At 34.8% G+C, this 21973-nt stretch carries 20 protein-coding genes and 1 pseudogene; 3 read left to right on the forward strand and 18 right to left on the reverse strand.

Annotated elements, in window-relative coordinates; translation table 11 throughout:
• Positions 1-89: 89 nt before the first annotated feature.
• From N7659_RS01850 to gyrA, 7 genes and pseudogenes are all read right to left on the reverse strand, one after another.
• Positions 90-707, reverse strand: a pseudogene (locus tag N7659_RS01850) (SAP domain-containing protein).
• Between the two features lie 18 nt (positions 708-725).
• On the reverse strand, positions 726-1277 hold the full coding sequence (locus N7659_RS01855; RefSeq protein WP_263275539.1) for an RDD family protein: 552 nt from the start codon (positions 1275-1277) through the stop codon (positions 726-728).
• A gap of 346 nt (positions 1278-1623) precedes the next feature.
• Complete coding sequence (locus tag N7659_RS01860; protein WP_263275540.1) at positions 1624-2358, reverse strand: DNA alkylation repair protein; 735 nt, start codon at positions 2356-2358, stop codon at positions 1624-1626.
• A gap of 3 nt (positions 2359-2361) precedes the next feature.
• On the reverse strand, positions 2362-2862 hold the full coding sequence (locus N7659_RS01865; RefSeq protein ID WP_263275541.1) for a UbiA family prenyltransferase: 501 nt from the start codon (positions 2860-2862) through the stop codon (positions 2362-2364).
• 224 nt (positions 2863-3086) lie between these two features.
• Positions 3087-4652, reverse strand: a complete 1566-nt coding sequence (gene guaA, locus N7659_RS01870; RefSeq protein WP_263275542.1) for a glutamine-hydrolyzing GMP synthase — start codon at positions 4650-4652, stop codon at positions 3087-3089.
• 149 nt (positions 4653-4801) lie between these two features.
• Positions 4802-5542, reverse strand: a complete 741-nt coding sequence (locus N7659_RS01875; RefSeq protein WP_263275543.1) for a class A sortase — start codon at positions 5540-5542, stop codon at positions 4802-4804.
• Positions 5535-8006 carry a DNA gyrase subunit A gene (gene gyrA / locus N7659_RS01880; RefSeq protein WP_263275544.1) on the reverse strand — a complete coding sequence of 824 codons (2472 nt, stop codon included), beginning with the start codon at positions 8004-8006 and terminating at the stop codon, positions 5535-5537. Before gyrA ends, N7659_RS01875 begins: the two co-directional genes overlap by 8 nt.
• A 187-nt stretch (positions 8007-8193) precedes the next feature.
• On the opposite strand from gyrA, the gene N7659_RS01885 reads away from it, so the two are divergent.
• Entirely contained in the window at positions 8194-9177 is a 984-nt protein-coding gene (locus N7659_RS01885; protein ID WP_263275545.1) for an L-lactate dehydrogenase, read from the forward strand.
• Positions 9178-9247: 70 nt separating this feature from the next.
• Here the strand turns inward: N7659_RS01885 and nox are convergent, their stop codons facing one another.
• From nox to N7659_RS01930, 9 genes are all read right to left on the reverse strand, one after another.
• Positions 9248-10618, reverse strand: coding sequence for a H2O-forming NADH oxidase (gene nox, locus N7659_RS01890; protein ID WP_263275546.1), 1371 nt, complete (start codon positions 10616-10618; stop codon positions 9248-9250).
• Positions 10619-10772: 154 nt separating this feature from the next.
• Positions 10773-11729 carry an ABC transporter permease gene (locus N7659_RS01895; RefSeq protein WP_263275547.1) on the reverse strand — a complete coding sequence of 319 codons (957 nt, stop codon included), beginning with the start codon at positions 11727-11729 and terminating at the stop codon, positions 10773-10775.
• A gap of 1 nt (position 11730) precedes the next feature.
• Positions 11731-12804, reverse strand: a complete 1074-nt coding sequence (locus N7659_RS01900; RefSeq protein WP_263275548.1) for an ABC transporter permease — start codon at positions 12802-12804, stop codon at positions 11731-11733.
• Positions 12797-14329: an ABC transporter ATP-binding protein gene (locus tag N7659_RS01905; RefSeq protein ID WP_263275549.1), complete on the reverse strand. Its 1533-nt coding sequence runs from the start codon at positions 14327-14329 to the stop codon at positions 12797-12799. The genes N7659_RS01900 and N7659_RS01905 overlap by 8 nt, the downstream gene beginning before the upstream one ends.
• A gap of 132 nt (positions 14330-14461) precedes the next feature.
• Positions 14462-15523, reverse strand: a complete 1062-nt coding sequence (locus tag N7659_RS01910) for a BMP family protein (RefSeq protein ID WP_263275550.1) — start codon at positions 15521-15523, stop codon at positions 14462-14464.
• Between the two features lie 85 nt (positions 15524-15608).
• On the reverse strand, positions 15609-15998 hold the full coding sequence (locus N7659_RS01915; RefSeq protein ID WP_263275551.1) for a cytidine deaminase: 390 nt from the start codon (positions 15996-15998) through the stop codon (positions 15609-15611).
• The gene (gene deoC / locus N7659_RS01920) at positions 15985-16647 is read right to left on the reverse strand and encodes a deoxyribose-phosphate aldolase (protein WP_263275552.1); all 663 of its coding nucleotides are present in this window, start codon (positions 16645-16647) and stop codon (positions 15985-15987) included. Before deoC ends, N7659_RS01915 begins: the two co-directional genes overlap by 14 nt.
• A gap of 26 nt (positions 16648-16673) precedes the next feature.
• A complete protein-coding gene (locus N7659_RS01925) occupies positions 16674-17951 on the reverse strand; it encodes a pyrimidine-nucleoside phosphorylase (RefSeq protein ID WP_263275553.1) in 1278 nt (425 codons plus the stop codon).
• Entirely contained in the window at positions 17938-18561 is a 624-nt protein-coding gene (locus N7659_RS01930) for a class I SAM-dependent methyltransferase (protein ID WP_263275554.1), read from the reverse strand. The genes N7659_RS01925 and N7659_RS01930 overlap by 14 nt, the downstream gene beginning before the upstream one ends.
• A 191-nt stretch (positions 18562-18752) precedes the next feature.
• On the opposite strand from N7659_RS01930, the gene coaA reads away from it, so the two are divergent.
• Positions 18753-19673 (forward strand): type I pantothenate kinase, encoded by a 921-nt coding sequence (gene coaA / locus N7659_RS01935; RefSeq protein WP_263275555.1) that lies wholly within the window; start codon positions 18753-18755, stop codon positions 19671-19673.
• A gap of 52 nt (positions 19674-19725) precedes the next feature.
• Positions 19726-19977, forward strand: coding sequence for a 30S ribosomal protein S20 (gene rpsT / locus N7659_RS01940; protein ID WP_199567434.1), 252 nt, complete (start codon positions 19726-19728; stop codon positions 19975-19977).
• Between the two features lie 24 nt (positions 19978-20001).
• Here rpsT and N7659_RS01945 read toward each other — a convergent pair whose 3' ends face one another.
• Positions 20002-21300 (reverse strand): sensor histidine kinase, encoded by a 1299-nt coding sequence (locus N7659_RS01945; RefSeq protein WP_263275556.1) that lies wholly within the window; start codon positions 21298-21300, stop codon positions 20002-20004.
• Positions 21290-21964 carry a response regulator transcription factor gene (locus tag N7659_RS01950; RefSeq protein ID WP_263275557.1) on the reverse strand — a complete coding sequence of 225 codons (675 nt, stop codon included), beginning with the start codon at positions 21962-21964 and terminating at the stop codon, positions 21290-21292. Before N7659_RS01950 ends, N7659_RS01945 begins: the two co-directional genes overlap by 11 nt.
• Positions 21965-21973: the final 9 nt, after the last annotated feature.

Below are 21973 nucleotides of genomic sequence, written 5' to 3' on the forward strand. Positions count from 1 at the left end.
GTTTTTGCACGTATTTATACAATTGATAAAAGTATTTTTTATCTTTAATTTATTTTAAAACTCAATTTTTACACTAAAAGCACAAAAAATCATTTCAAATATTGCTTAATTTTGTCACGATTTTCTGCGACAACTGCTCTTCGATAGTTCTTCTCACCTTTGCTGTTCTTAACAATGTTCCACAAAATAGCTGCCACTTTTAGCTTATTGGTATACTCTTGACTGATGTCATCGGCATGGAAATCTTTTAAAAAGAGATTCCACTGACTTGTTGAATGGTCGTATTTAGCATAATCGGAGTCTCCACGGTAAATGCTGAGCATATCAGCAATGGTAAAGTCAAAATTCTGTTCTCTTTTGACCTTACGCCATGCTGTTGCCATATCTGCCGTGAATTTAAAAGGAGAGACACCAGTCAAATCAGAAAAATACTCTCTAAATGTGGCATTAAAAGAAAATCCTCAGATCAGTAATGGTGTATCAAGACTTATCTCTTCAACTCGTTTTTTGGGAACTATTTTGCTCGATTTTCTAATCAAATCCCCATCAAAGTAAGCTTTGATAATCTGATTTAACTCTTTCTTGGTCCCACGATATTCCAAGTCCAGAGACTTACAAATTTCTGCCAGTTCCTTACGATAACAATAATATTTTTCAAATTCTTCAAATGATTTAATGCTTTTAAACTCAGGTCTATTTTCTATCACCATCAACTCTCCTCACTATTACTTATCATCCATAGAATCAATGACAGCATGATTTAACTGTGAAGGATGAGGTGCTTGCACCTGAGAACCAGCTAAAAAATCAGCAAAATGTCGTTTATCTTTTCTAAGAATTCCCATGGCAAACATATCCAACATAAGACCAATACTTAGAATTTGTAAAACAAGGCTTATAGTATCAAAATCATGGTAAATGCCGTGAATGGTAGCCATATGCCCCAACTGCCAGGGTAAAAATTTAATCACATTTCTGATGAGAGCAAAACGAAACTGTTTTTTCTTGAAATGCATTCTTAACCCTGTTTTCTTTTTACCAATACTACCACCACGCCAATCAAGGTAAGAAAACAGCAAAACAATTGGAACAACAGACGTCAAGGTAGCTATTAGTTGTGACGTAACCTCTGAAAAAAGAGGTATGCCACCAAAGAACAGTTGATAAAATAAGGTCGCTACTAGAAATAACAAAAAGAGGTAGCCAACAATCACTAGCCAATCTATCAATAATTCTTTTAACCTTGTTTTGAGTGGGATGTCATTATCTTTAATCATTTGATACCTCTTTCTAAAATATCGTTTTATGATTAGTGCTCAGGTAACAATTGTTACATCGAGATTGATTTCTACAAGTTATCTTTACTCTTATTATACCATGCTTATGAGGTTAGTCATGTAAAATTGCTAACATAATAACATCAAAAGAACACCCCAATCGTTAGATTTTGTGTCTAACTTTTAGGGTGCGGTTCATAATACTAAAGTCTTTTGATTTCTTTTTTTAGTTTAATATTTCTTTATAAATAAATTCTTATTATCTTGAAATAATCAGCGATAAGTGTGACATGAATAAAACCCAACTTGTCCATTGAATCTATAATTCTCCGATGCAAATCTAGCTTCACTTGACATTGCGGGAACCATGTTTGATAACCCATTTAGATTCTTTACTCAAATCACCTTTTTCCCAACTCCTAACAATAAAATAAAACTTTTCTTCATCTTCCTTATATAAGTCATTGAGATTATTGGCGACACTTTTTTGAATATACTTGTCTTTGTCATCTTTTAGGTTTGTTAAAATCTTATAATACTGGTCAAAATAATCTAAAGCAGTATATAGCTTTTTCGCCCATGGTAGCCTAATACGAAGGCATTCACTAGAAAGTCTTCTAACCCTTTCATTTGCATCCATGCTCCACTCTTCTAATACCTTCATGGTTTCCTTCGGGTATTTTTTTATTAGTGGTCTCATGCAATACTCTGACGTAAATCTCTTAGTCAGTTCTTTACTGAAGGATAGACTAGCCTCTAGGTAATCTTCACCATATCGTTCGACATATTTTCCAATCGGCCAAAGCCACCAGCCTTCAGAAAAGGCACCAGCATTTCCTTTTAATTCATCCCCCAGTATTTCATAAAAAATCAAAAGTGTCTCTTCATAGCCTAAATTGATAGACTCATATAGGGCTTTCGCTATTAAGTCCTGTCTTTGATTAAATTCCAGTTGTTCAATAGAATTTCTTGTGAGTTCAAGAAATTTTTTACTATTAAAATCGTTACTTATTGCTGCTATCTTATTTGACATCATTTTTAAGTAATCAATATCATAATAGTCTTTCACTTTTTTAGCCATTTTTTATTCCATATTCTTAAGATTTTTAATAATACTAATGACAACAAACCATAAATAAGCAATAAAGCCATTAAGTAAAACACCAAAAGTGTTGAATTCAGGTCTTAGATTACCATAAACTGATAATAAAGAAAAAACTAAAAAGATGATTGGAAGAACAGAGCTTGGTGTCTCATTTTGGGCAAACTGTTTTTTTAATTTTCCAGTGTACCATAACGTAATAATCTGACCAATAATACTAAACAAAAGGATTATAAATCCAATAACAGCAAGAAAAATTCCTCCTGTAACAGCAATCTCAGGATCAACTTCTCCAGCACTCTCCAAACCTAAACCGGCAAGTAAACTACCACCAAGAATAACAGGAATGGCAATAATTAGAGTAATGATAATGGCTATGATAGCAAATATTCTTAATAGTTTAGCAACGACAAAACCTTTTTCTGAAAGTCCTTTTTTGTCGTTAGGGTCTACATTTTTAAACAACAAATTAAAATTATTCACAATAGTTTTTCCTTTCTACAAACAATTATAAGATTAAAAAGTTTATAAATAAATTATATCATATTGTTTGAGTTTTTATAACAAGATATAAAAATATAAATATGCAGATTTATTTTATTCGCTACTTTTAATAAGAAATAAACATTTTCACTAACTTTAAAAACTTAAAAGAGAGAAACTAATTTCACAGTTTCTCTCTTTTAAGTTTATACAACAAAGTTCTCTTATTCCCACTCAACTGTTGCTGGTGGTTTGCTGGTAACATCATAGACAATACGGTTAACGTGGTCTACTTCATTAACGATACGTACTGAGATTTTTTGGAGAACATCCCAAGGAATCTTAGCAAAGTCTGCTGTCATCCCATCTACTGATGTGATGGCTCTAATTGCAATGGTATAGTCGTAGGTACGACCATCTCCCATAACTCCAACTGAGCGTACACCGGTATTAACGGTGAAGTATTGCCAGATGTCACGGTCAAGTCCTGCTGCTGCTATTTCTTCACGCAAGATAGCATCTGATTCACGAACGGTTTTCAAACGTTCTTCTGTGATTTCACCAATGACACGAATGGCTAATCCTGGTCCTGGGAATGGTTGGCGCCAAACAATCTCATCAGGCATACCAAGTGCCGTTCCAAGCGCACGTACTTCATCTTTAAAGAGGGTGTTTAATGGTTCAATCAACTCAAATTGCATGTCTTCAGGAAGGCCACCAACATTGTGGTGTGACTTGATGGTTTGCGCTGTCTCAGTGCCTGACTCGATGATATCAGTATAAAGAGTTCCTTGTGCAAGGAAGCTCACGTCTTTAAGTTTACTTGCCTCATCATCAAAAACATAGACAAACTCGTTGCCGATGATTTTACGTTTCTTCTCAGGATCATCAACCCCAGCTAGTTTATCAAGGAATCGTTTTTGCGCATCCACTTTAATGATATTAAGACCAAATTTACCGCCAAGCATCTCCATGACTTGCTCAGCCTCACCTTTACGAAGTAAGCCGTGGTCAACAAAGATAGATGTTAGTTGGTCGCCAATCGCTTTTTGAAGAAGAACACCGACAACTGACGAGTCCACACCACCTGAAAGACCAAGAAGGACTTTTTTATCACCAACTTTTTCACGGATTTTTTGGATTTCAAGATCGATGAAATTATCCATAGACCAGCTACGTGAGGCACCACAGATGGTGACAGCAAAGTTTTTAAGAATGTCATTGCCGTAAACAGAGTGACGCACTTCTGGATGGAATTGAATACCGTAAAGGCGTTTGTCAGCATTTTCAATGGCCGCAAAAGGACAGTCTAGTGATTCCCCAGTCTTAACAAAGCCTTGAGGGATTTCTGTGACCGCATCACCATGACTCATAAGAACAATTTGTTCTTCTGGCGTATTCTCAAATAATTGAGAAGTTTGTGTCAAGTTTAATTGTGATTGACCATATTCACGATTTCCTGCCGTTCCAGCTGGTACCACTTTACCACCCAAAGTATGAGTGATTAACTGCATCCCATAACAAATCCCAAGAACGGGAATTCCCAATTCTAAAATTTCTGGGTCAATTTTAAAACTATCTTCTTCATAAACAGAATTTGGACCACCTGATAAGATAATTCCAATCGGGTTAATAGCGCGAACTTCTTCTGCAGAAATCTTGTGACTCATCAACTCAGAAAAAATGCCTAACTCACGGATACGACGTGTAATCAACTGATTATACTGACTACCGTAATCTAGAACAATAATTTTTTCAACATCATTTAACATACTAGCAACTGTGCTCATGGGTTCCCTTTCTCTTGTTGTTAAAAACAACCTTTTTTGATATTTTACCATATTTTTAAGCATTACACACTGTAAAAATGATAAAAAGTTTAAGAAGATGCCTAATCATAAATAAAAAAAGAGAGATGCTAAGCACCTCTCTTAGTAGTTTATAAAGAAATTTGGTTGTATTGTTTTTCAAACGCTTTTAAGATTGATTGATCAGCATCATCAAAAGCAATTTCTTCTGTTAATTCACCATAAACAATGGTACGGTAAGTTGCTTCAGCATCCGTACAGGTGACAAGAGTAATCTGATTTTTTCCTTCAACATCATAGACCACATCAACCCTATCAGGAGTCACTTGCTCTACCATATTGATGGTGTAGACATACACTTTTTCTTTATCTGTTAGATATATCTTCATTCCTTCTTTGGCGTTATCCAAAGGAGAAAAGAGCATCTGTGAAGACCCCGTTAAACCAAACACATGGTGACTAGCAAGCGCATAGTTGCCTTGACCCATCACTTGATCTTCTTTCATTGTTCCAGCCCCATAGCTTAGTGCGACATTGTCCAATCCTTTAAAGATTGGAAGATTAAGTTCCAATTCTGGAATCGCAATACCACCAATAACTGGTAAATCTTGTGCATTCATTTGTGCAGCAAGGACTGCTTCAACATTTAAGGATTCAACATCCTCAAATTTAAAGGTTGATTTAGCTTTTTTGTTTTTATCAATCTCTTTTTTATCAACCTTAGTTACCTGATATTTATTGGTATTCCAAGCGATAAGTGTGTTTCTAATAGGTTTATTGAAAATAAGTGCTAAACCAACTAAAAGCAGAAGAAAAACAAGTGTGTTCAGTAAAACACGTTTTAAAGTAGAACGTTTTTTCCTTCTATTCATTCGTTACTGTCTCATTCCCTTCTTCTAGAGTTTCGTCAGCTTCTTCAGAATCAACTAAGGCAAATGTCATGATTTTGGCATTGTCATCAAGGCGCATGACTTTAACACCTTGAGTAGCACGACCAGTTTGAGAAATACTGTCAATACTTGTTCTAATGATAACACCAGTGTCAGTAATAATCACAATATCCTCATCACCATCAACAGTCGTTAAACCAGCTAAAATACCATTTTTATTAGTAACATTAGCTGTCTTCATTCCTTTACCACCACGATGTTTTGTTGCATACTCAGTGGCACTAGTTCGTTTGCCGTAACCTTTCTCTGTGATGATGAGAACTTCTTGTTCATCATGGATAGAAGAGGCACCAACGACAACATCACCGTCCCTTAGATTAATTCCTTTAACACCTGTTGCACTTCTACCCATACTTCTTGAGTCGGTTTCCTTGAAGCGAACAGAGTAGCCTTTTTGTGTTCCCATGATGATATCATTATCACCATCAGTGAGTAGCACATTAATCAGCTGATCGTTTTCTTTAAGATTTAAAGCAATCAGACCATTTTTTCTGATATTTTTAAAGGCAGATACGCTAACACGCTTAATCATACCATATCGAGTAGCAAAGAACAAATATTTGTTCTCAAAGTCATCTGTCTTAACATTGATAATCGTTTGAATTCGTTCATTCTCATCTAGTTTTAACAGATTAACAACTGGAAGACCTTTAGCTGTTCGTCCATACTCAGGAATTTCGTAGCCTTTTAAACGGTAGACGCGTCCAAGATTTGTGAAAAAGAGCATGGTATCATGTGTACTGGTTGAAATGAGTTCTCTCACAAAATCATCATCGTTTACACCAGTTCCCTGTACACCACGACCACCACGGCGTTGTGAGCGGAATTCATCTTGAGGGAGACGTTTAATATAGCCTTTATTTGAAAGCGTGATTAAAACATCTGCTTCTTCAATCAAGTCTTCATCTTCAAGGCTAAGAATTTCTCCAACCATTAGTTCTGTGCGACGTTTATCGTCGTACTTACGCTTAACCTCATCCAACTCTTCTTTGATAATGGTTATAACACGATGAGGTTTATTGAGAATATCAGTCAAGTCAGCAATGAGAGCAATTAAATCGTCAAACTCTTTTTGGATTTTATCACGTTCTAAACCTGTCAAACGACGTAAACGCATGTCTAAAATAGCAACACTCTGACGGTCAGATAGTTTGAAACGACTTATCAACTCAGCCTTAGCAATAGCATCAGTTTCACTATTTCTAATCACTTTAATCACTTCATCAATGTGATCTAAAGCAATTAGTAATCCTTCTAAGATATGAGCTTTTGATTCAGCCTTATCCTTATCAAATTGGGTTCTTCTGACAACTACTTCTTTTTGATGATCGATATAGTTATCAAGGATTCGACGAAGTGATAAAATTTTTGGCACACCTTTTTCAATGGCTAGCATATTAAAACTAAAATTAGTTTGAAGACTAGTTAATTTGAAGAGGTTGTTCAAAATCACGTTGGCACTGGTATCACGTCTTACTTCAATAACAAAACGCACACCTTCTCTGTTTGATTCGTCACGAACAGCAGTAATACCGTCAACACGTTTCTCTTGAGCCAGCTTAACAATATGCTCATGGATTTTTGTCTTATTAACCATGTAAGGAAACTCAGTGACAACAATACGTTCACGACCAGATTTTAAAGTTTCAATCTCAGTTTTAGCACGAAGAACAATGGAACCACGCCCAGTTTCATAGGCTTTATGAATCCCACTTCTTCCCATAACTAAAGCACCTGTTGGAAAATCTGGTCCTGGAATCACTTCCATTAATTCTTTAGTTGTAACTTCTGGATTATCCATAACCAACTTAACAGCTTCAATGGTTTCACCAAGATTATGCGGTGGAATATTTGTTGCCATCCCAACTGCAATACCTGTTGCACCATTAACTAGAAGATTAGGAAAACGAGCTGGTAAAACAACTGGCTCTCTTTCACTACCATCATAGTTATCAATAAAGTCTACAGTGTTTTTATTGATATCACGTAGCATTTCAACAGCTATTTTACTCATACGAGCTTCTGTATAACGTTGTGCAGCTGCACCATCACCATCCATGGAACCGAAGTTCCCATGACCATCTACTAAAAGATGTCGATAACTCCACCACTGCGCCATTCTAACCATTGCTTCATAGATAGAAGAATCACCGTGAGGGTGGTATTTACCCATGACATCACCAGTGATACGTGCAGATTTTTTATGAGGTTTATCAGGCGTCACACCAAGTTCGTTCATCCCATATAAAATACGACGATGAACTGGTTTTAAACCATCACGAACATCTGGAAGAGCTCTTGCTACAATAACACTCATCGCATAATCAATGAAACTATTTTTCATTTCACTGGTTAAATTAACATTTATTAGATTTCTGTCTTGCATTAAAAATGCCTCTTTCCTTTGTTAAAAGTCTTTATTATTATACCATAAAATGGCTATTTTTTCATCTTTGGTACCGCTTTCTGAAAACATTTTGCAGATTTTACTTAAAAACCATGACAAAAAAACGACAAAGTGCTAAAATAAAGCTTATATTGACATAGTAAAAATATTAAGGAGATTTTTTATAATGATTTCAACAAAGCAACGTAAAAAAGTAATTCTTATCGGTGACGGTGCTGTCGGTTCATCTTATGCTTTTGCACTAGTTAACCAAGGTATTGCGCAAGAACTTGGTATTATTGATATTTTCCAAGAAAAAACGCAAGGAGATGCTGAAGACTTAAGTCATGCTCTTGCTTTTACATCACCTAAAAAGATTTACTCTGCTAACTATGAGGATGCTCATGATGCGGACCTTGTGGTTCTTACAGCTGGAGCACCTCAAAAACCAGGTGAAACACGTCTTGACTTAGTTGAAAAAAATCTTCGTATTAATAAAGAAGTGGTTACAAAAATTGTTGATTCTGGTTTTAAGGGAATTTTCCTAGTGGCAGCTAACCCCGTTGATATCTTAACTTACTCAACATGGAAGTTCTCTGGTTTCCCTAAAGAACGTGTTATTGGTTCTGGTACTTCTCTTGATTCTGCTAGATTCCGTCAAGCACTTGCCGATACAATTGGTATTGATGCTAGATCAGTTCACGCCTATATCATGGGAGAACATGGCGATTCAGAATTTGCGGTTTGGTCACACGCTAACGTTGCTGGTGTAAAACTAGAGCAATGGTTACAAGATAACCGAGATGTTGATGAGCAAGGATTAGTTGATCTCTTTATTTCTGTTAGAGATGCTGCCTATTCTATCATCAACAAAAAAGGCGCAACTTTCTATGGTATCGCTGTTGCCTTAGCACGTATTACAAAAGCTATTCTTGATGACGAAAATGCTGTTCTACCACTTTCTGTTTTCCAACAAGGACAATACGAAGGTGTTGAAGATGTCTTTATCGGTCAACCAGCTATTATTGGTGCAGACGGTATTGTTAGACCTGTTAATATTCCTTTAAATGATAGAGAATTGCAACAAATGCAAGCTTCAGCAAAACAATTAAAAGATATTATTGATGAAGCGTTTGAAAAAGAAGAATTTTCAAGTGCAGCTAAAAATTAATCAAAAAACCTCCAAAGTGGAGGTTTTTTGATGTTAAAAACTTAGGCTATAAAAGCCTAAGTTCTTTTCATTATTTTGCTGTTAAAGCAGCCATTGTAATATAGTTATAAGGCTGGTTAAAGTGTGGTAAGAAGAAAATATCTAGAAGTGCTAAACGTTCGATAGTTACTTTTTCTTGAATCGCTAGAGAGAACATGTGAATAGCCATTGACATATCTTCTTCTGAAGCCATTTGTGCCCCTAAAACAACACGAGTGTCTTTATCATAAACAATTTTTAAGGTAACTTTATAATTGTCATGTTCAATAAAGGCAGGTTTTTGAAGATCACTAAACTCAGTCATTGTAGCATTGTAGCCAGCACGTTTTGCTTTTTCTAAAGTTAAACCTGTTGAAACCATTTTAAGACCATAAATAGAAATACCATTTGATCCTTGAACACCAACAGACTCAATTTCATGACCACAAGCATTGTGAGCTGCAACAAGTCCTGAACGAACAGCGTTTGATGCTAAAGCAATGTAGTTAACATCATTCAATGAATTATCATAAACGGTTGCACAGTCACCAATAGCATAAACACCAGGAATGTTAGTTTCTTGTTTCTTGTCAACAAGGAAGGCACCATTTCTGAATAATTCAATCTTGCCATTTCCAAGACCTGTATTAGGACGGAATCCAACAGCCATGATAACCATATCAACATCAAAGCTTGCTTTATCAGTGATAACACGTTCTACCTTGCCGTCACCTTCAACAGCCGTTACTGTTTGACCAAAGGCTAGTTCAATACCATGATCTTCAAGGTTTTTACTCATCATTTCAGTTAAGTCACGATCATAATAGCCACCTAAACAAGTATCAGCAACATCGATAAGAACAACTTCTTTACCAAGACGCTCAAAAGCTTCAACTAATTCAACACCGATATAACCTGCACCAACAACAGCGACACGTTTTATATCTTCACCTTTAAGTTTTTCAATCACTTCTTGTGAATTTTGATATAACTTAACGAATTGAACATTTTCAAGAGTTGCTTTAAACTCTAATGATCCCTCTTGTAATTCAACACCTTTAATTGGAGGAATGATTGGTTCAGAACCAGTAGCTAAAATAAGTTTTTCGTATGATTCAACATGCTTAGTTTGTCCATCAAGAAGAACATGAACTTCTTTTTTATCATAGTCGATAAACTCAACTGGAGAATTCATATAAACTTTTGCACCAGCTTCTTCTAATTGCTCTTTGTTAGAATAGAAAAGTCCTTCTGGGCCAGCAATTTGTTTCCCAATCCATAATGCCATACCACACCCTAAAAATGAGATGTTTGAATTTTGGTCAAAAACCACAATTTCATTTTCATCACCATAATTGCTCAACATCGCCTTAATAGCAGACGTACCTGCATGGTTAGCTCCAACTACAACTATTTTACTCATATAGTTACCTCTTTATAATTATTTATCATAATATGTTATGACTTGTCTTTCCAGTATAACATAAGTTTCATACGCTTTCAATTGATTTCACTATCAAATAATTAAAAAAGTGGTATTTTTTAAAAACACCACTCTTCTTAATTTATACTAAATTTTATTTTGATTTAATGTAGTTAATACCATTTGCTTTAGGGCCAACTGCTTTACCAAAGAAGATGGCTAAAACGACTACTGTTAACACATAAGGTGCAATTTGAAGATAAACTGTTGGAATTTTTGATAGAAATTCTAACTGACTTCCAATAACTGCTAAACTTTGTGATAAACCAAAGAACAAGCTAGAAAGCATGGCACCAATTGGATTCCATTTCCCGAAAATCATTGCTGCTAATGCGATAAATCCTGGACCCAAAATAGTTGTTGATGAGAAGTTAACAGAGATAGATTGCGCATAAATAGCCCCACCCATACCACCTAGAAAGCCAGAAATCATCACACCAAAGTATTTCATTTGATAAACATTAACTCCTAAGGTATCAGCTGCTTGAGGATGTTCACCAACAGAGCGAAGTCGAAGGCCAAATCTTGTTTTGTATAAAACATACCAAGCTACAAATGAAAAGATGATTGCCAAATAAGCGATTAAAGAGGTGTGTCTAAAGAAAATCTGTCCAATAATTGGTATATCTGATAGTACAGGAAAGTTGAATTTTCCGAAAGATTCTGAAATGTTATCAGTTTGTCCCTTACCATAAAAAACCTTGACCAGAAAAATAGCAAGTGATGGTGCTAATAGATTTAAAACGGTACCACTAACGATATGGTCAGCTCTAAAATTAATTGTTGCTAAGGCATGTAGGAGTGAAAAAACCATACCAACAAAACCACCAACTAAAACACCCAACCAAGGCGTAGCATCTCCAAAAGTATCTGCAAATTGTAAGTTAAAGATAACTCCTGAAAAAGCACCAATAACCATAATACCCTCTAAACCAACGTTTACAACTCCTGAACGTTCAGAGAATGTACCACCAATACTAGTTAAAATTAAAGGTGTTGCGTAAATCAACATGGAAGAAATCAATAGACTTAGTGTTGTCACCAAATTCATACTAGTTTCCTCCTTTCGCTATTTTTTTAGATGATTTTTTAGTTTTAATAAAGCGATCAATAATATAGTGAGCCCCAACAAAGAAAATGATGGAAGCCGTCACAACTTTGATGACTTCAGGTGGGATTCCAGCAGCATTCATACCAGGAGCCCCAACATTTAAAATACCAAATAAGAATGAGGCAAAGAAGATACCGATAGGCGAGTTAGAAGCAAGAAGACTAACAGCCATACCATCAAAACCAACTGACAAAGAACTTCCTTGAACAAAGACATTTTCAAACGTTCCAAGGCCTTCCACAACTCCTCCTAAGCCTGCTAAAGCTCCAGAAATAATCATTGATAAAACAATGGTTCTTTTTGATGCCATACCAGCATATTCACTAGCAAAAGGATTAAGACCAACTGATCTAATTTCAAAACCTAATGTTGTTTTATTTAATAAGAACCAGATAACAGCTATAGCAATAATAGCAAAGAAAATACCAATGTTGATTCGTGAATTACTTGTTATAGCAGAAAGAAATTCTGAACGATAAGAAGCATTACTACCTACTTGTAAAGTTGAGTCAATACTTCTTTTAATACTATCATCAAAAACATTTTGAACAAGTGAATTACCAATATACAAAATGATGTAGTTCATCATGATGGTCACAATAACTTCACTAGTCCCTAAATAGGCTCTCAAAACACCAGGAATAGCACCTACAAGACCACCAACGACTAAACCAATAACAACAGTCATTAAAATCATTAATGGCCTAGGCATATCTGGATTCATCAAAGCAAACCAGCCAGAAGCAAACCAGCCAGCCATCGCTTGACCAGATAAACCGATATTGAAAAATCCAGCTCGACTAGCAACTGTAAAACCTAGAGCAATTAAAATAAGTGGTGCCATAGAACGTAAAATTTCACCAATATTACGAACACTACCAAAGGCAGTTTGGAATAGACCCTCATAGCCCCAAATAGGATCATAACCAAATATAAGCATAGCAATCGCACCTAAAAGTAATCCAAATAAAACGGATATTAAAGGAACGGCTATTTGCTGTGTCCTTTTAGACATGAGTTTCCTCCTTTTCAACAGTTCCACCAGCCATTAAAATACCAAGCTCTTGTTTGTTTGTTTTTTCTGGAAGAACAATCCCTTGTATTTTACCGTCATGAATAACAGCAATTCTATCAGAGAGATTTAAAATTTCATCAAGTTCAAAACTAACCACTAAGACCGCCTTACCTTTATCACGTTCTTGAATAAGACGACTGTGAATGTATTCGATCGCCCCAACATCAAGTCCACGAGTTGGTTGGCTAACAATTAATAAATCTGGATTTCTATCTACTTCTCTTGCAATAATGGCTTTTTGCTGGTTACCACCTGAAAATCCTTTTGCAGGAACAAGCTCATTAGCACCACGAACATCAAATTCTTCCATTAGATGACGAGCATAGCTATTGATTTCATTATAGTTTAGAACACCATTTTTACTCATCGGTTCTTTGTAATAAGTTTGAAGCGCAGTATTTTCTGCCAAGGTCATTTCTAAAATTAAACCATCACGGTGTCTGTCTTCTGGAACATGACCGACGCTTAATTCAGTAATTTTACGAGAATGATATTTTGTTACATCAATATCCTTAATCGTAATGGTTCCTGATTTGGATTTTCTAAGACCTGTAATAGCTTGCACCAATTCACTCTGACCATTTCCATCAATTCCTGCTATGCCAACAATTTCACCACGTCTGACATCAAGGGACAATCCTTTAACAGCAGGAACTCCTCTATTTTCATTAACCACGAGATCTTTAATAGACAAAATAACATCAGTTGGTTGAGAAGGTTTTTTTTCAGTTTTAAAGGAAACAGAACGACCAACCATCATTTCAGCTAAGTCTTTTGACGTTGCTCCAGCAACATCAACGGTTTGAATACTTTTACCACGTCTTATTACTGTCACACGATCAGCTACGGCTCTAATTTCATCTAACTTATGCGTAATCAGAATAATAGATTTACCTTCTTTTGTTAGATTTCTCATAATTTCCATCAATTCTTGAATTTCTGATGGTGTTAATACTGCAGTAGGTTCATCAAAAATAAGGATATCAGCACCACGGTATAATGTTTTTAAAATTTCAACACGTTGTTGTGCTCCTACTGAAATATCAGAAATTTTGGCTGTAGGATCAATTGCAAGACCGTATTTTTCCGACAAAAACTTAATTTCTTCAATAGCTTTCTTCATATCAAGAGAACCATTTTTTACAATTTCATTACCTAAAATAATATTTTCAGCAACAGTAAAGGCATCAACCAACATAAAATGTTGATGAACCATTCCAATTCCTAAACGAGATGATGCTGTTGGAGAATCGATGTTGACAACTTGACCGTTGAGTAAAATCTCACCACTTGTTGGAATTAATAATCCAGCAAGCATATTCATCAAAGTTGACTTACCTGCACCATTTTCTCCAAGAAGAGCATGAATCTCAGCCTTTTTAACATTGAGATTGATATGGTCATTTGCCACAAAATCACCAAAAATTTTGGTAATTTCTCTCATTTCAATGACATGTTCTGTCATGGCGACTATTATCCTTTCTTCATTGGCTTTATATTTCAGAAAAGCTTGTCAAAACTGACAAGCTTTACTGAGATATAAACTATCTCAGAGTTAGAAAAAGCGACCGATTAAGATCGCTCTTTCAAACATTTATTATTTTTCTGGGACAACGATATCGCCAGAGATAATTCTTTCTTTAGCTTCTTTAATGTCTTTTACAGCTTCATCAGAAAGGTTGGTTGTAGCAAGATCTACACCACCATCTTTAAGTCCGTAAACAGTTAACTTACCACCAGGGAAGTTACCTTTTTGAGTATCAGTAGAAATTAATTTAAGAGCATTACCAACTTGTTTAAGAGTTGATGCTAAAACAAAGTTTGATTCTTTACCATCTTTAGAGGTGTAGTTACCTTCTGCTTCTTGGTCACGGTCTACACCGATAACCCAAACTTTTTCGCTCTCATCACGTGTTTCGTTGATTGCTTTAGCTTCATTGAAGACACCTGCTCCAGTTCCACCTGCTGCTTGATAAATAACGTCAGCGCCACCCGCATATTGTGCAGCAGCAATTGTTTTACCTTTAGCGGCATCAGCAAACGAACCTGCATAGTTAACAGTGATTTTGATGGTAGGGTCAACAGATTTAACACCTGCTTCAAATCCTTTTTCAAAACGAGTAATAACTGTACCTTCCATACCACCTACAAAACCAACACTCTTAGTTTTAGTTGTTTTTGCGGCTGCAATACCAGCAAGGTATGCTGCTTCATGGTCAGCAAAAGTAACACTTGCTACGTTATCAAGACCTTCAATAACATCATCAATAATAACGAAGTTTGTATCTGTATAGTCATTAGCTGCTTTTTCAACAGAGTCACGTAAAGCAAAACCAATTCCAAAAATCAATCCATATTTTCCACTAACAGCAGAATCTAGGTTAGTTGCATATTCTGACTCACTTGTAGATTGGAAATAATCAAAACCTTTTCCTTTAGAAAGACCATTTTCATCTCCCCAAGCTTGCAAACCTTCCCAAGCAGATTGGTTAAATGATTTATCGTCAACACCACCAGTGTCTGTCACCATCGCAACATTAAGTTGTGACTCATCTTTGCTAGTGTTTTTAGATGAATCAGATGAGTTACGATTTGAACACGCTGCAAGTCCTAAAACGGCAACAGTAGCCAAACCAACGCCAACAATTTTCTTGTTCATAAAAATGAACCCTCCTAAAATTTTTTATTGCAACATACTGTTGCTAGTTTCTTAAACCTTATGGTTTAAGCAGAAATTTTACAAATCATGATAAATCTGTAAAAGAATATGGAAGTAATTCCCCGACCGTCATCTCGACCGTCTGACCATTTTTAGCAATCAATGTCACTTTGCAATCCTGATCAAAAAATTCCGCCATTACTTGACGACAGGCACCACAAGGTGAGATTGGATTTTTGGTTTCACCGAATATTGCAATTTCAGAGAATTCTCTTTGACCTTCTGAAATGGCTTTAAATATAGCTGTTCTCTCAGCACAATTTGTCAAACTAAAACTAGCGTTTTCAATATTGCATCCAAGAAAAATATCGCCTTGTTTTGTCTTAAGTGCTGCTCCAACAGGAAAATGTGAATAAGGAACATAAGCTTTTTCACTTGCAGTTTTTGCGAGGTTAATTAAATTAGTATCCACCATTCACTTCTTTTCCTTCCACAATTGCCACTCCGGCAGAAGTACCAATACGAGTCGCTCCTGCTTCAATAAATGCTTTAGCATCAGAATAAGAACGAGCTCCTCCAGCTGCCTTAACGCCAATTGTTGGACCAACAGTCTGACGCATTAATGCAATATCAGCAACTGTTGCTCCTCTTGTTGAAAAACCAGTAGAAGTTTTAACAAAATCAGTTCCTGCTTTAACTGCCAGTTGACAGGCAGTCACTTTTTCTTCATCGGTTAATAGAGCTGTCTCGATGATGACTTTAACTAGTTTTTCTCCACTAGCATCAACAACGCTTTTAATATCGTTTTCAACAAATTCAAGATTACCTGCTTTTAATTGTCCGATATTAATAACCATATCTATCTCATCGGCTCCATTTGAAACAGCATCTTTTGTTTCATAAGCTTTGGTTGCACTTGTTGTTGCACCTAAAGGAAAGCCAACAACTGTACATACTTTCACGGGACTATCTTTTAATTTTTCTGCTGCATGTTTGACATGACTTGGATTGACACAAACACTAGCAAATTGATATTGTTTTGCTTCTTCAATTAATTTGTCAATTTGTTCCACTGTGCTTTCAGCTTTTAATAGTGTGTGATCAATATATCCATTAATTTCCATTATAATTTATTAATCCTTTCTGACTCTCAGACAATAATTTTTAATATTTCTTTTGAGTCAACGCTTTCATTACCTATTCTAACATTTTTTTTGAATTCTGTAATCATTTTTGGCTCTATTTTTTTATTTGAATAGATTTTTGCGATTGTTTCTCCCTTTTCAATCCTATCACCAACTTTTTTATCAAAAACAATACCAGTTTCATAATCTAGATTATCAGATTTAACAGATCTTCCTGCTCCTAATCTCATGGCAAAAAGGCCAAATTCTAAAGCTGGCAATTCTTGGATAATACCAGTGTCATCTGAAATCACTTCTGTGATATAGTTGGCTGATGATGGACGATAAAGATCTTCTAAGTCGCCACCTTGATAGACAATAAATTCTTCAAATTTTTTAAGTGCCTGACCATTTGTGAGATGATTTCTAATCTCAGTTAGATCAACTTTCTTATCAGCAAGTTCAAGCATAATTTGTGCCAATTCGCAAATAAAGTGCGTGATATCGTCACGACCTTTTCCTTGCATGATTTCAATTGCCTCTAAAACTTCCAATCGATTACCAATAGCTCGTCCTAGTGGCTGACTCATGTTTGTAATAACTGCAATAGTTTGTCTACCGACTGCTTTACCAAGATCAACCATTGTTTCAGATAATTCAATGGCATCTTCAATTGTTTTCATAAAAGCGCCATCACCAACGGTAACATCTAGTAAGATACTATCAGCACCTGAGGCAATTTTTTTACTCATTACTGAACTTGCTATTAAAGGGATAATATCAACTGTCGCAGTAACGTCTCTGAGAGCATATAATAGTTTATCTGCTCGAACAAGATCGTTAGATTGTCCAATAACAGATAGATTGATATCTTGTACTTGTTTGATAAACTCTTCTTGTGTTCTTTCGATTTGAAAGCCTTTAATCGCTTCTAATTTATCAAGAGTACCACCTGTATGACCAAGACCTTTACCACTCATTTTAGCAACAGGTACACCAAAACTAGCAACTAGTGGAGCTAAAATCAAAGTGACTTTGTCACCTACTCCTCCGGTCGAGTGTTTATCGACTTTAATCCCTTTGATGTCTGATAAATTGATTTGTTCGCCAGTAGCTAACATACTCATCGTCAGGTCACGTGTCTCACGTTTTGACATCCCTTTAAAATAAATAGCCATTGCCAAGGCAGACATTTGATAGTCTGGAATATCACCACTGGCAAAGCCAGAAATAAGCCACTCTATTTCTTTTGTTGAAAGCTCCTTACCATCACGTTTTTTTTGAATTAAATCAACTGTTCTCATTTTTAATACTCCTTAAAATATAGTACCCTTTTTCTTTTTTTAATACTGTGACATTACCAAAAATAGTCTGCATTTTACTTTTTGCACTTGGGGCACCTTGTTTTTTTTGAATGACTATGGTCAAACTGCCATTTTCATTTAAATGGTCAATGCTTTTAGAAATAATCTCATGAACAACTTCTTTTCCAGCTCTAATAGGAGGATTGCTAACAATATAGTCAAAGGTTTCCTCAACTTGATCATAAAGGTGTGAGTGAAAAATTCTTGCTTCAACATGGTTTTTTTGTGCATTAATTTTGGCCAACTCTAACGCTCTGTTATTAATATCAATCATGGTTGGAATAACTTTTTTTACTTTTGAAAGACTAATACCGATAGGTCCATAACCACACCCAATATCTAAAAGTGTCTTATTTGCCTCAAAGTCAGCATGGTTAATTAAGGTTTGACTACCAAAATCAATCCTATTTTTACTAAAAACACCTGAATCGGTTTGAAAATAAAAAACTTCTCCTAGAAGGTAAGTTTCCAATTCTTTAATATCATGTTGACTATCTGGATTTTCAGAAAAATACATGGTTGTCTTTGAGTTTTCATCTTTTCTTTTCATACTATAAGTCTATCACAATCTGTAATGGTTTTCAATAATGCCTTTTGTTTCATCATATTCATTAGTATCTACATAAAATGATATGATAAACAGCTATCAAATAGATTAAAAATTCAAAAATTAGTTCTTGATTTATCGGCTAAAATTTTATTTCTCCTTATAAAATGATATAATGCATTGAGGAGTAAAATATGAAGAATGAATTTATTAACTTTGAAAAAGTTTCTCGTCAAAACTGGCAACAATTGCATCAAAAAGATAGTCCCCTCTTAACAGAATCAGAATTAAACTCGATTAAAAGTTTGAATGACCAAATTAGCATGCAGGATGTGTTAGATGTCTATCTCCCTCTTATTAACTTGATTAAAATCTATAAAAATGCTCAAGAAAACTTAACTTTTTCTAAGAGTATTTTTCTACAAAAAACGATTAAAGAGCGTCCCTTTATTATTGGTATTTCTGGTAGTGTGGCAGTTGGTAAATCAACAACTAGTAGATTATTAAAACTCTTATTAACAAGAACGTTTAAAAATAGTCGCGTTGATATGGTAACAACAGATGGTTTTTTGTATCCAAATGCTATTTTAAAAGAAAAAGATATTCTCAATAAAAAAGGATTCCCTGAAAGTTATAATATGGAGCTTTTATTAAACTTTTTAGATAGTATTAAAAGCGGTCATGATGTTGCTATTCCAGTTTATTCTCATGAAACTTATGATATTGTTCCTAATCAAATGCAAACCATTAAAAAACCTGATTTTTTAATAGTTGAGGGAATTAATGTCTTTCAAAATCAACAAAATAACCGTCTTTATATGAGTGATTATTTTGATTTTTCTATTTATATTGATGCGGATAGTCAACATATTGAAAAATGGTATCTTGAACGTTTTTATAGTTTGACAGAAATGGCAAAAAAAGATGAACACAATTACTATAACCGTTTTACCAAGATGTCTTTTGAAGAATTAACTACTTTTGCTAAGGAAGTTTGGAAGAATACCAACCTTTTCAATTTGGAAAACTATATCGAACCTACTAGAAATCGTGCTGAACTCATTTTGCACAAATCAAAAAACCACCTTATCGATGAAATTTACCTTAAAAAATAAGAAAGACTTGTCAAATGTCAGATTTTTCTATATAATATGATAGTTAGTATAAATGGAGGTGAAAACATTGGCAAATATCAAATCAGCTGGCAAACGTGCTGCACTGACTTCAAAACAAAATGAAAGAAATGCTGCTCAAAAATCAGCTATGCGTACAACGATTAAAGCATTTGAAGCAAATCCAACAGAAGAACTTTACAAAGCAGCAAGCTCTAGCATTGATAAAGCAAAATCTAAAGGATTAATTCACAAAAATAAAGCAAGTCGTGATAAAGCTCGTCTTTACACTAAATTAGCAAAATAAAAAAACCTGTCACTCAGGTTTTTTTTATTTGTTCATTATGATTTCAAAAATACTTCCTCTAGGAGTATTATCTTTGACTACTATCTTTGCTTTTAATACATTAGCTAATTGTTTTGCTAATGATAGCCCAAGACCAAATCCACCCTTTTGTCTCGTTCTTGCCTTATCGACCCGATAAAACCGATCAAAGATTTTAAATTTGTCATCATCTTTAATACCAATACCATTATCAAAGACACGAATAATAAGTTGCTTGTCTTTACTCACTACTTCAACAGCAATTTCACCTAATTCTTCCGTGTATTTAATGGCATTATCAAATAGAATCGTTAACAGTTGTTTTAATATAGCTTCATCCGACTTAAAGCTCTGTTTCAACCGATTCGTTCCTTTAAATAGACGATTATTTTCTTCGGCGATAATTTGGTAGTTATAAAAAAGAGTGTCAAAAAATTCTGGCGAAATGTCATTAATGTCAGGTTTAATACCCTCGTCACGTCTAGCTAAATGGAGTAGATTAGTGGTTAGAATCCGCATATTTCGAACTTCATCTAGACTTGATGCTAGGTTTTCAGTGCTTTCTAAAATAGTCGCATTTGGTTTTCTCAAAAGATTTTCTAAACGATTTTGTAAAACTGAAAGTGGTGTTCTCAATTCATGGCTGGCATTTTCAACAAATGATTTTTGTTTTTCATAACTCTCTCTCAGTGGTTGACTACTCCATTTGGCTAAGTAAAGACTTGTTCCAACTGAAATCAACCAAAAAATAATCATGACTGTCACAATAATTTTGACATAGCGTTGGCTTATTTCTTCTAATTGAGTAGTATTTATGACTACAGTAGCATAAGCAACTGTAGGATAGTCATAGCTACTAATATTAAGAGTTATCGCTCGGTAAAGTTCTTCATCACCAACAATATTAGTTGTTTTTAAAGGGACAATACTTCCCATATCATCCGTTTTTAGATGAATATTGTAGAGATTTGAGAAAATATCAATATCATTTAAAATGCGTCCCTGATTATCATAGATTATGATGTCAGTATTTGCAACCATTTGTCGTTCAATAGGATTATCATCATTAATGAAATAATCTTGAGGAATACCACTTATTGTTTTAGTCATGCTAAGATAAACATAACGATCAATATTGTCTTTAGCAGACTGAAGGCTGGCATCAATCGATGAATAGATACCAAAACGCATCACTTGAAGGATGATAACCGTCATGACAATGAATATGCCAGTAAAAACAGCAAAAAAATGAATGAAATAACTAAAATTATCCGTTTTAGAGTGGTTTTTTAATTTAGTCAACATTTTTAAGGATATACCCCACATTTCTCAAGGTTTGAAGATTTTTGGCAAACTGGCTCTCTTTTAATTTCTTTCTCACTTTAGAAACATAGACTTCAACAACAGAAATAGTTGTATCACTATCAAATCCCCAAATACGATCAAAAATTTGACTCTTTGGAAGGATAACATTTTGATTCTGCAAAAAATAAACCAAAATATCAAATTCTTTTCCTAAGAGTTCTACTTTTTTTTCTTGATAATAAACTGTGTTTGTCTTTGTATCCACTCTTAAATCAGCATAGGAGAGTTGTTTATCACTCATTTTACCAGAGCGTTTTAAGAGTGCTTGGATTCTCATTTTTAATTCTTCCAAATAAAAGGGTTTGGTTAAATAATCATCTGCTCCCAACTCAAAGCCATGCCCTTTATCATCAATACTCTCTTTTGCTGTCATGATAAGAACAGGTGTGTTAATTCCTTTTTCGCGTAGTTCTTTTAGAACTTGAAAACCATTTTTTTCAGGAAGCATGAGATCTAATAAAATGAGATCATAAATGCCACTTTCAGCTTCATAAAGACCTTCATCACCATCAAAGACTTGCATAACATCTGCAAAATCATCTAAAAAATCAAACACTGAGTTGGATAAGCTTAAATCATCTTCAACTAATAATATTTTAATCATTTCACTACC

The sequence above is a fragment of the Streptococcus sp. CSL10205-OR2 genome (genome assembly GCF_025660655.1).
Taxonomy (GTDB): domain Bacteria; phylum Bacillota; class Bacilli; order Lactobacillales; family Streptococcaceae; genus Streptococcus.

Excerpts from the sequence above, each read along its gene's own strand:
- N7659_RS01855 (WP_263275539.1), bottom strand. The coding sequence starts at position 1,277 with ATGATTAAAGATAATGACATCCCACTCAAAACAAGGTTAAAAGAATTA.
- N7659_RS01860 (WP_263275540.1), bottom strand. The coding sequence starts at position 2,358 with ATGGCTAAAAAAGTGAAAGACTATTATGATATTGATTACTTAAAAATG.
- guaA (WP_263275542.1), bottom strand. The coding sequence starts at position 4,652 with ATGAGCACAGTTGCTAGTATGTTAAATGATGTTGAAAAAATTATTGTT.
- N7659_RS01875 (WP_263275543.1), bottom strand. The coding sequence starts at position 5,542 with ATGAATAGAAGGAAAAAACGTTCTACTTTAAAACGTGTTTTACTGAAC.
- gyrA (WP_263275544.1), bottom strand. The coding sequence starts at position 8,006 with ATGCAAGACAGAAATCTAATAAATGTTAATTTAACCAGTGAAATGAAA.
- N7659_RS01885 (WP_263275545.1), top strand. The coding sequence starts at position 8,194 with ATGATTTCAACAAAGCAACGTAAAAAAGTAATTCTTATCGGTGACGGT.
- nox (WP_263275546.1), bottom strand. The coding sequence starts at position 10,618 with ATGAGTAAAATAGTTGTAGTTGGAGCTAACCATGCAGGTACGTCTGCT.
- N7659_RS01895 (WP_263275547.1), bottom strand. The coding sequence starts at position 11,729 with ATGAATTTGGTGACAACACTAAGTCTATTGATTTCTTCCATGTTGATT.
- N7659_RS01900 (WP_263275548.1), bottom strand. The coding sequence starts at position 12,804 with ATGTCTAAAAGGACACAGCAAATAGCCGTTCCTTTAATATCCGTTTTA.
- N7659_RS01905 (WP_263275549.1), bottom strand. The coding sequence starts at position 14,329 with ATGACAGAACATGTCATTGAAATGAGAGAAATTACCAAAATTTTTGGT.
- N7659_RS01910 (WP_263275550.1), bottom strand. The coding sequence starts at position 15,523 with ATGAACAAGAAAATTGTTGGCGTTGGTTTGGCTACTGTTGCCGTTTTA.
- N7659_RS01915 (WP_263275551.1), bottom strand. The coding sequence starts at position 15,998 with ATGGTGGATACTAATTTAATTAACCTCGCAAAAACTGCAAGTGAAAAA.
- deoC (WP_263275552.1), bottom strand. The coding sequence starts at position 16,647 with ATGGAAATTAATGGATATATTGATCACACACTATTAAAAGCTGAAAGC.
- N7659_RS01925 (WP_263275553.1), bottom strand. The coding sequence starts at position 17,951 with ATGAGAACAGTTGATTTAATTCAAAAAAAACGTGATGGTAAGGAGCTT.
- N7659_RS01930 (WP_263275554.1), bottom strand. The coding sequence starts at position 18,561 with ATGAAAAGAAAAGATGAAAACTCAAAGACAACCATGTATTTTTCTGAA.
- coaA (WP_263275555.1), top strand. The coding sequence starts at position 18,753 with ATGAAGAATGAATTTATTAACTTTGAAAAAGTTTCTCGTCAAAACTGG.
- rpsT (WP_199567434.1), top strand. The coding sequence starts at position 19,726 with ATGGAGGTGAAAACATTGGCAAATATCAAATCAGCTGGCAAACGTGCT.
- N7659_RS01945 (WP_263275556.1), bottom strand. The coding sequence starts at position 21,300 with ATGTTGACTAAATTAAAAAACCACTCTAAAACGGATAATTTTAGTTAT.
- N7659_RS01950 (WP_263275557.1), bottom strand. The coding sequence starts at position 21,964 with ATGATTAAAATATTATTAGTTGAAGATGATTTAAGCTTATCCAACTCA.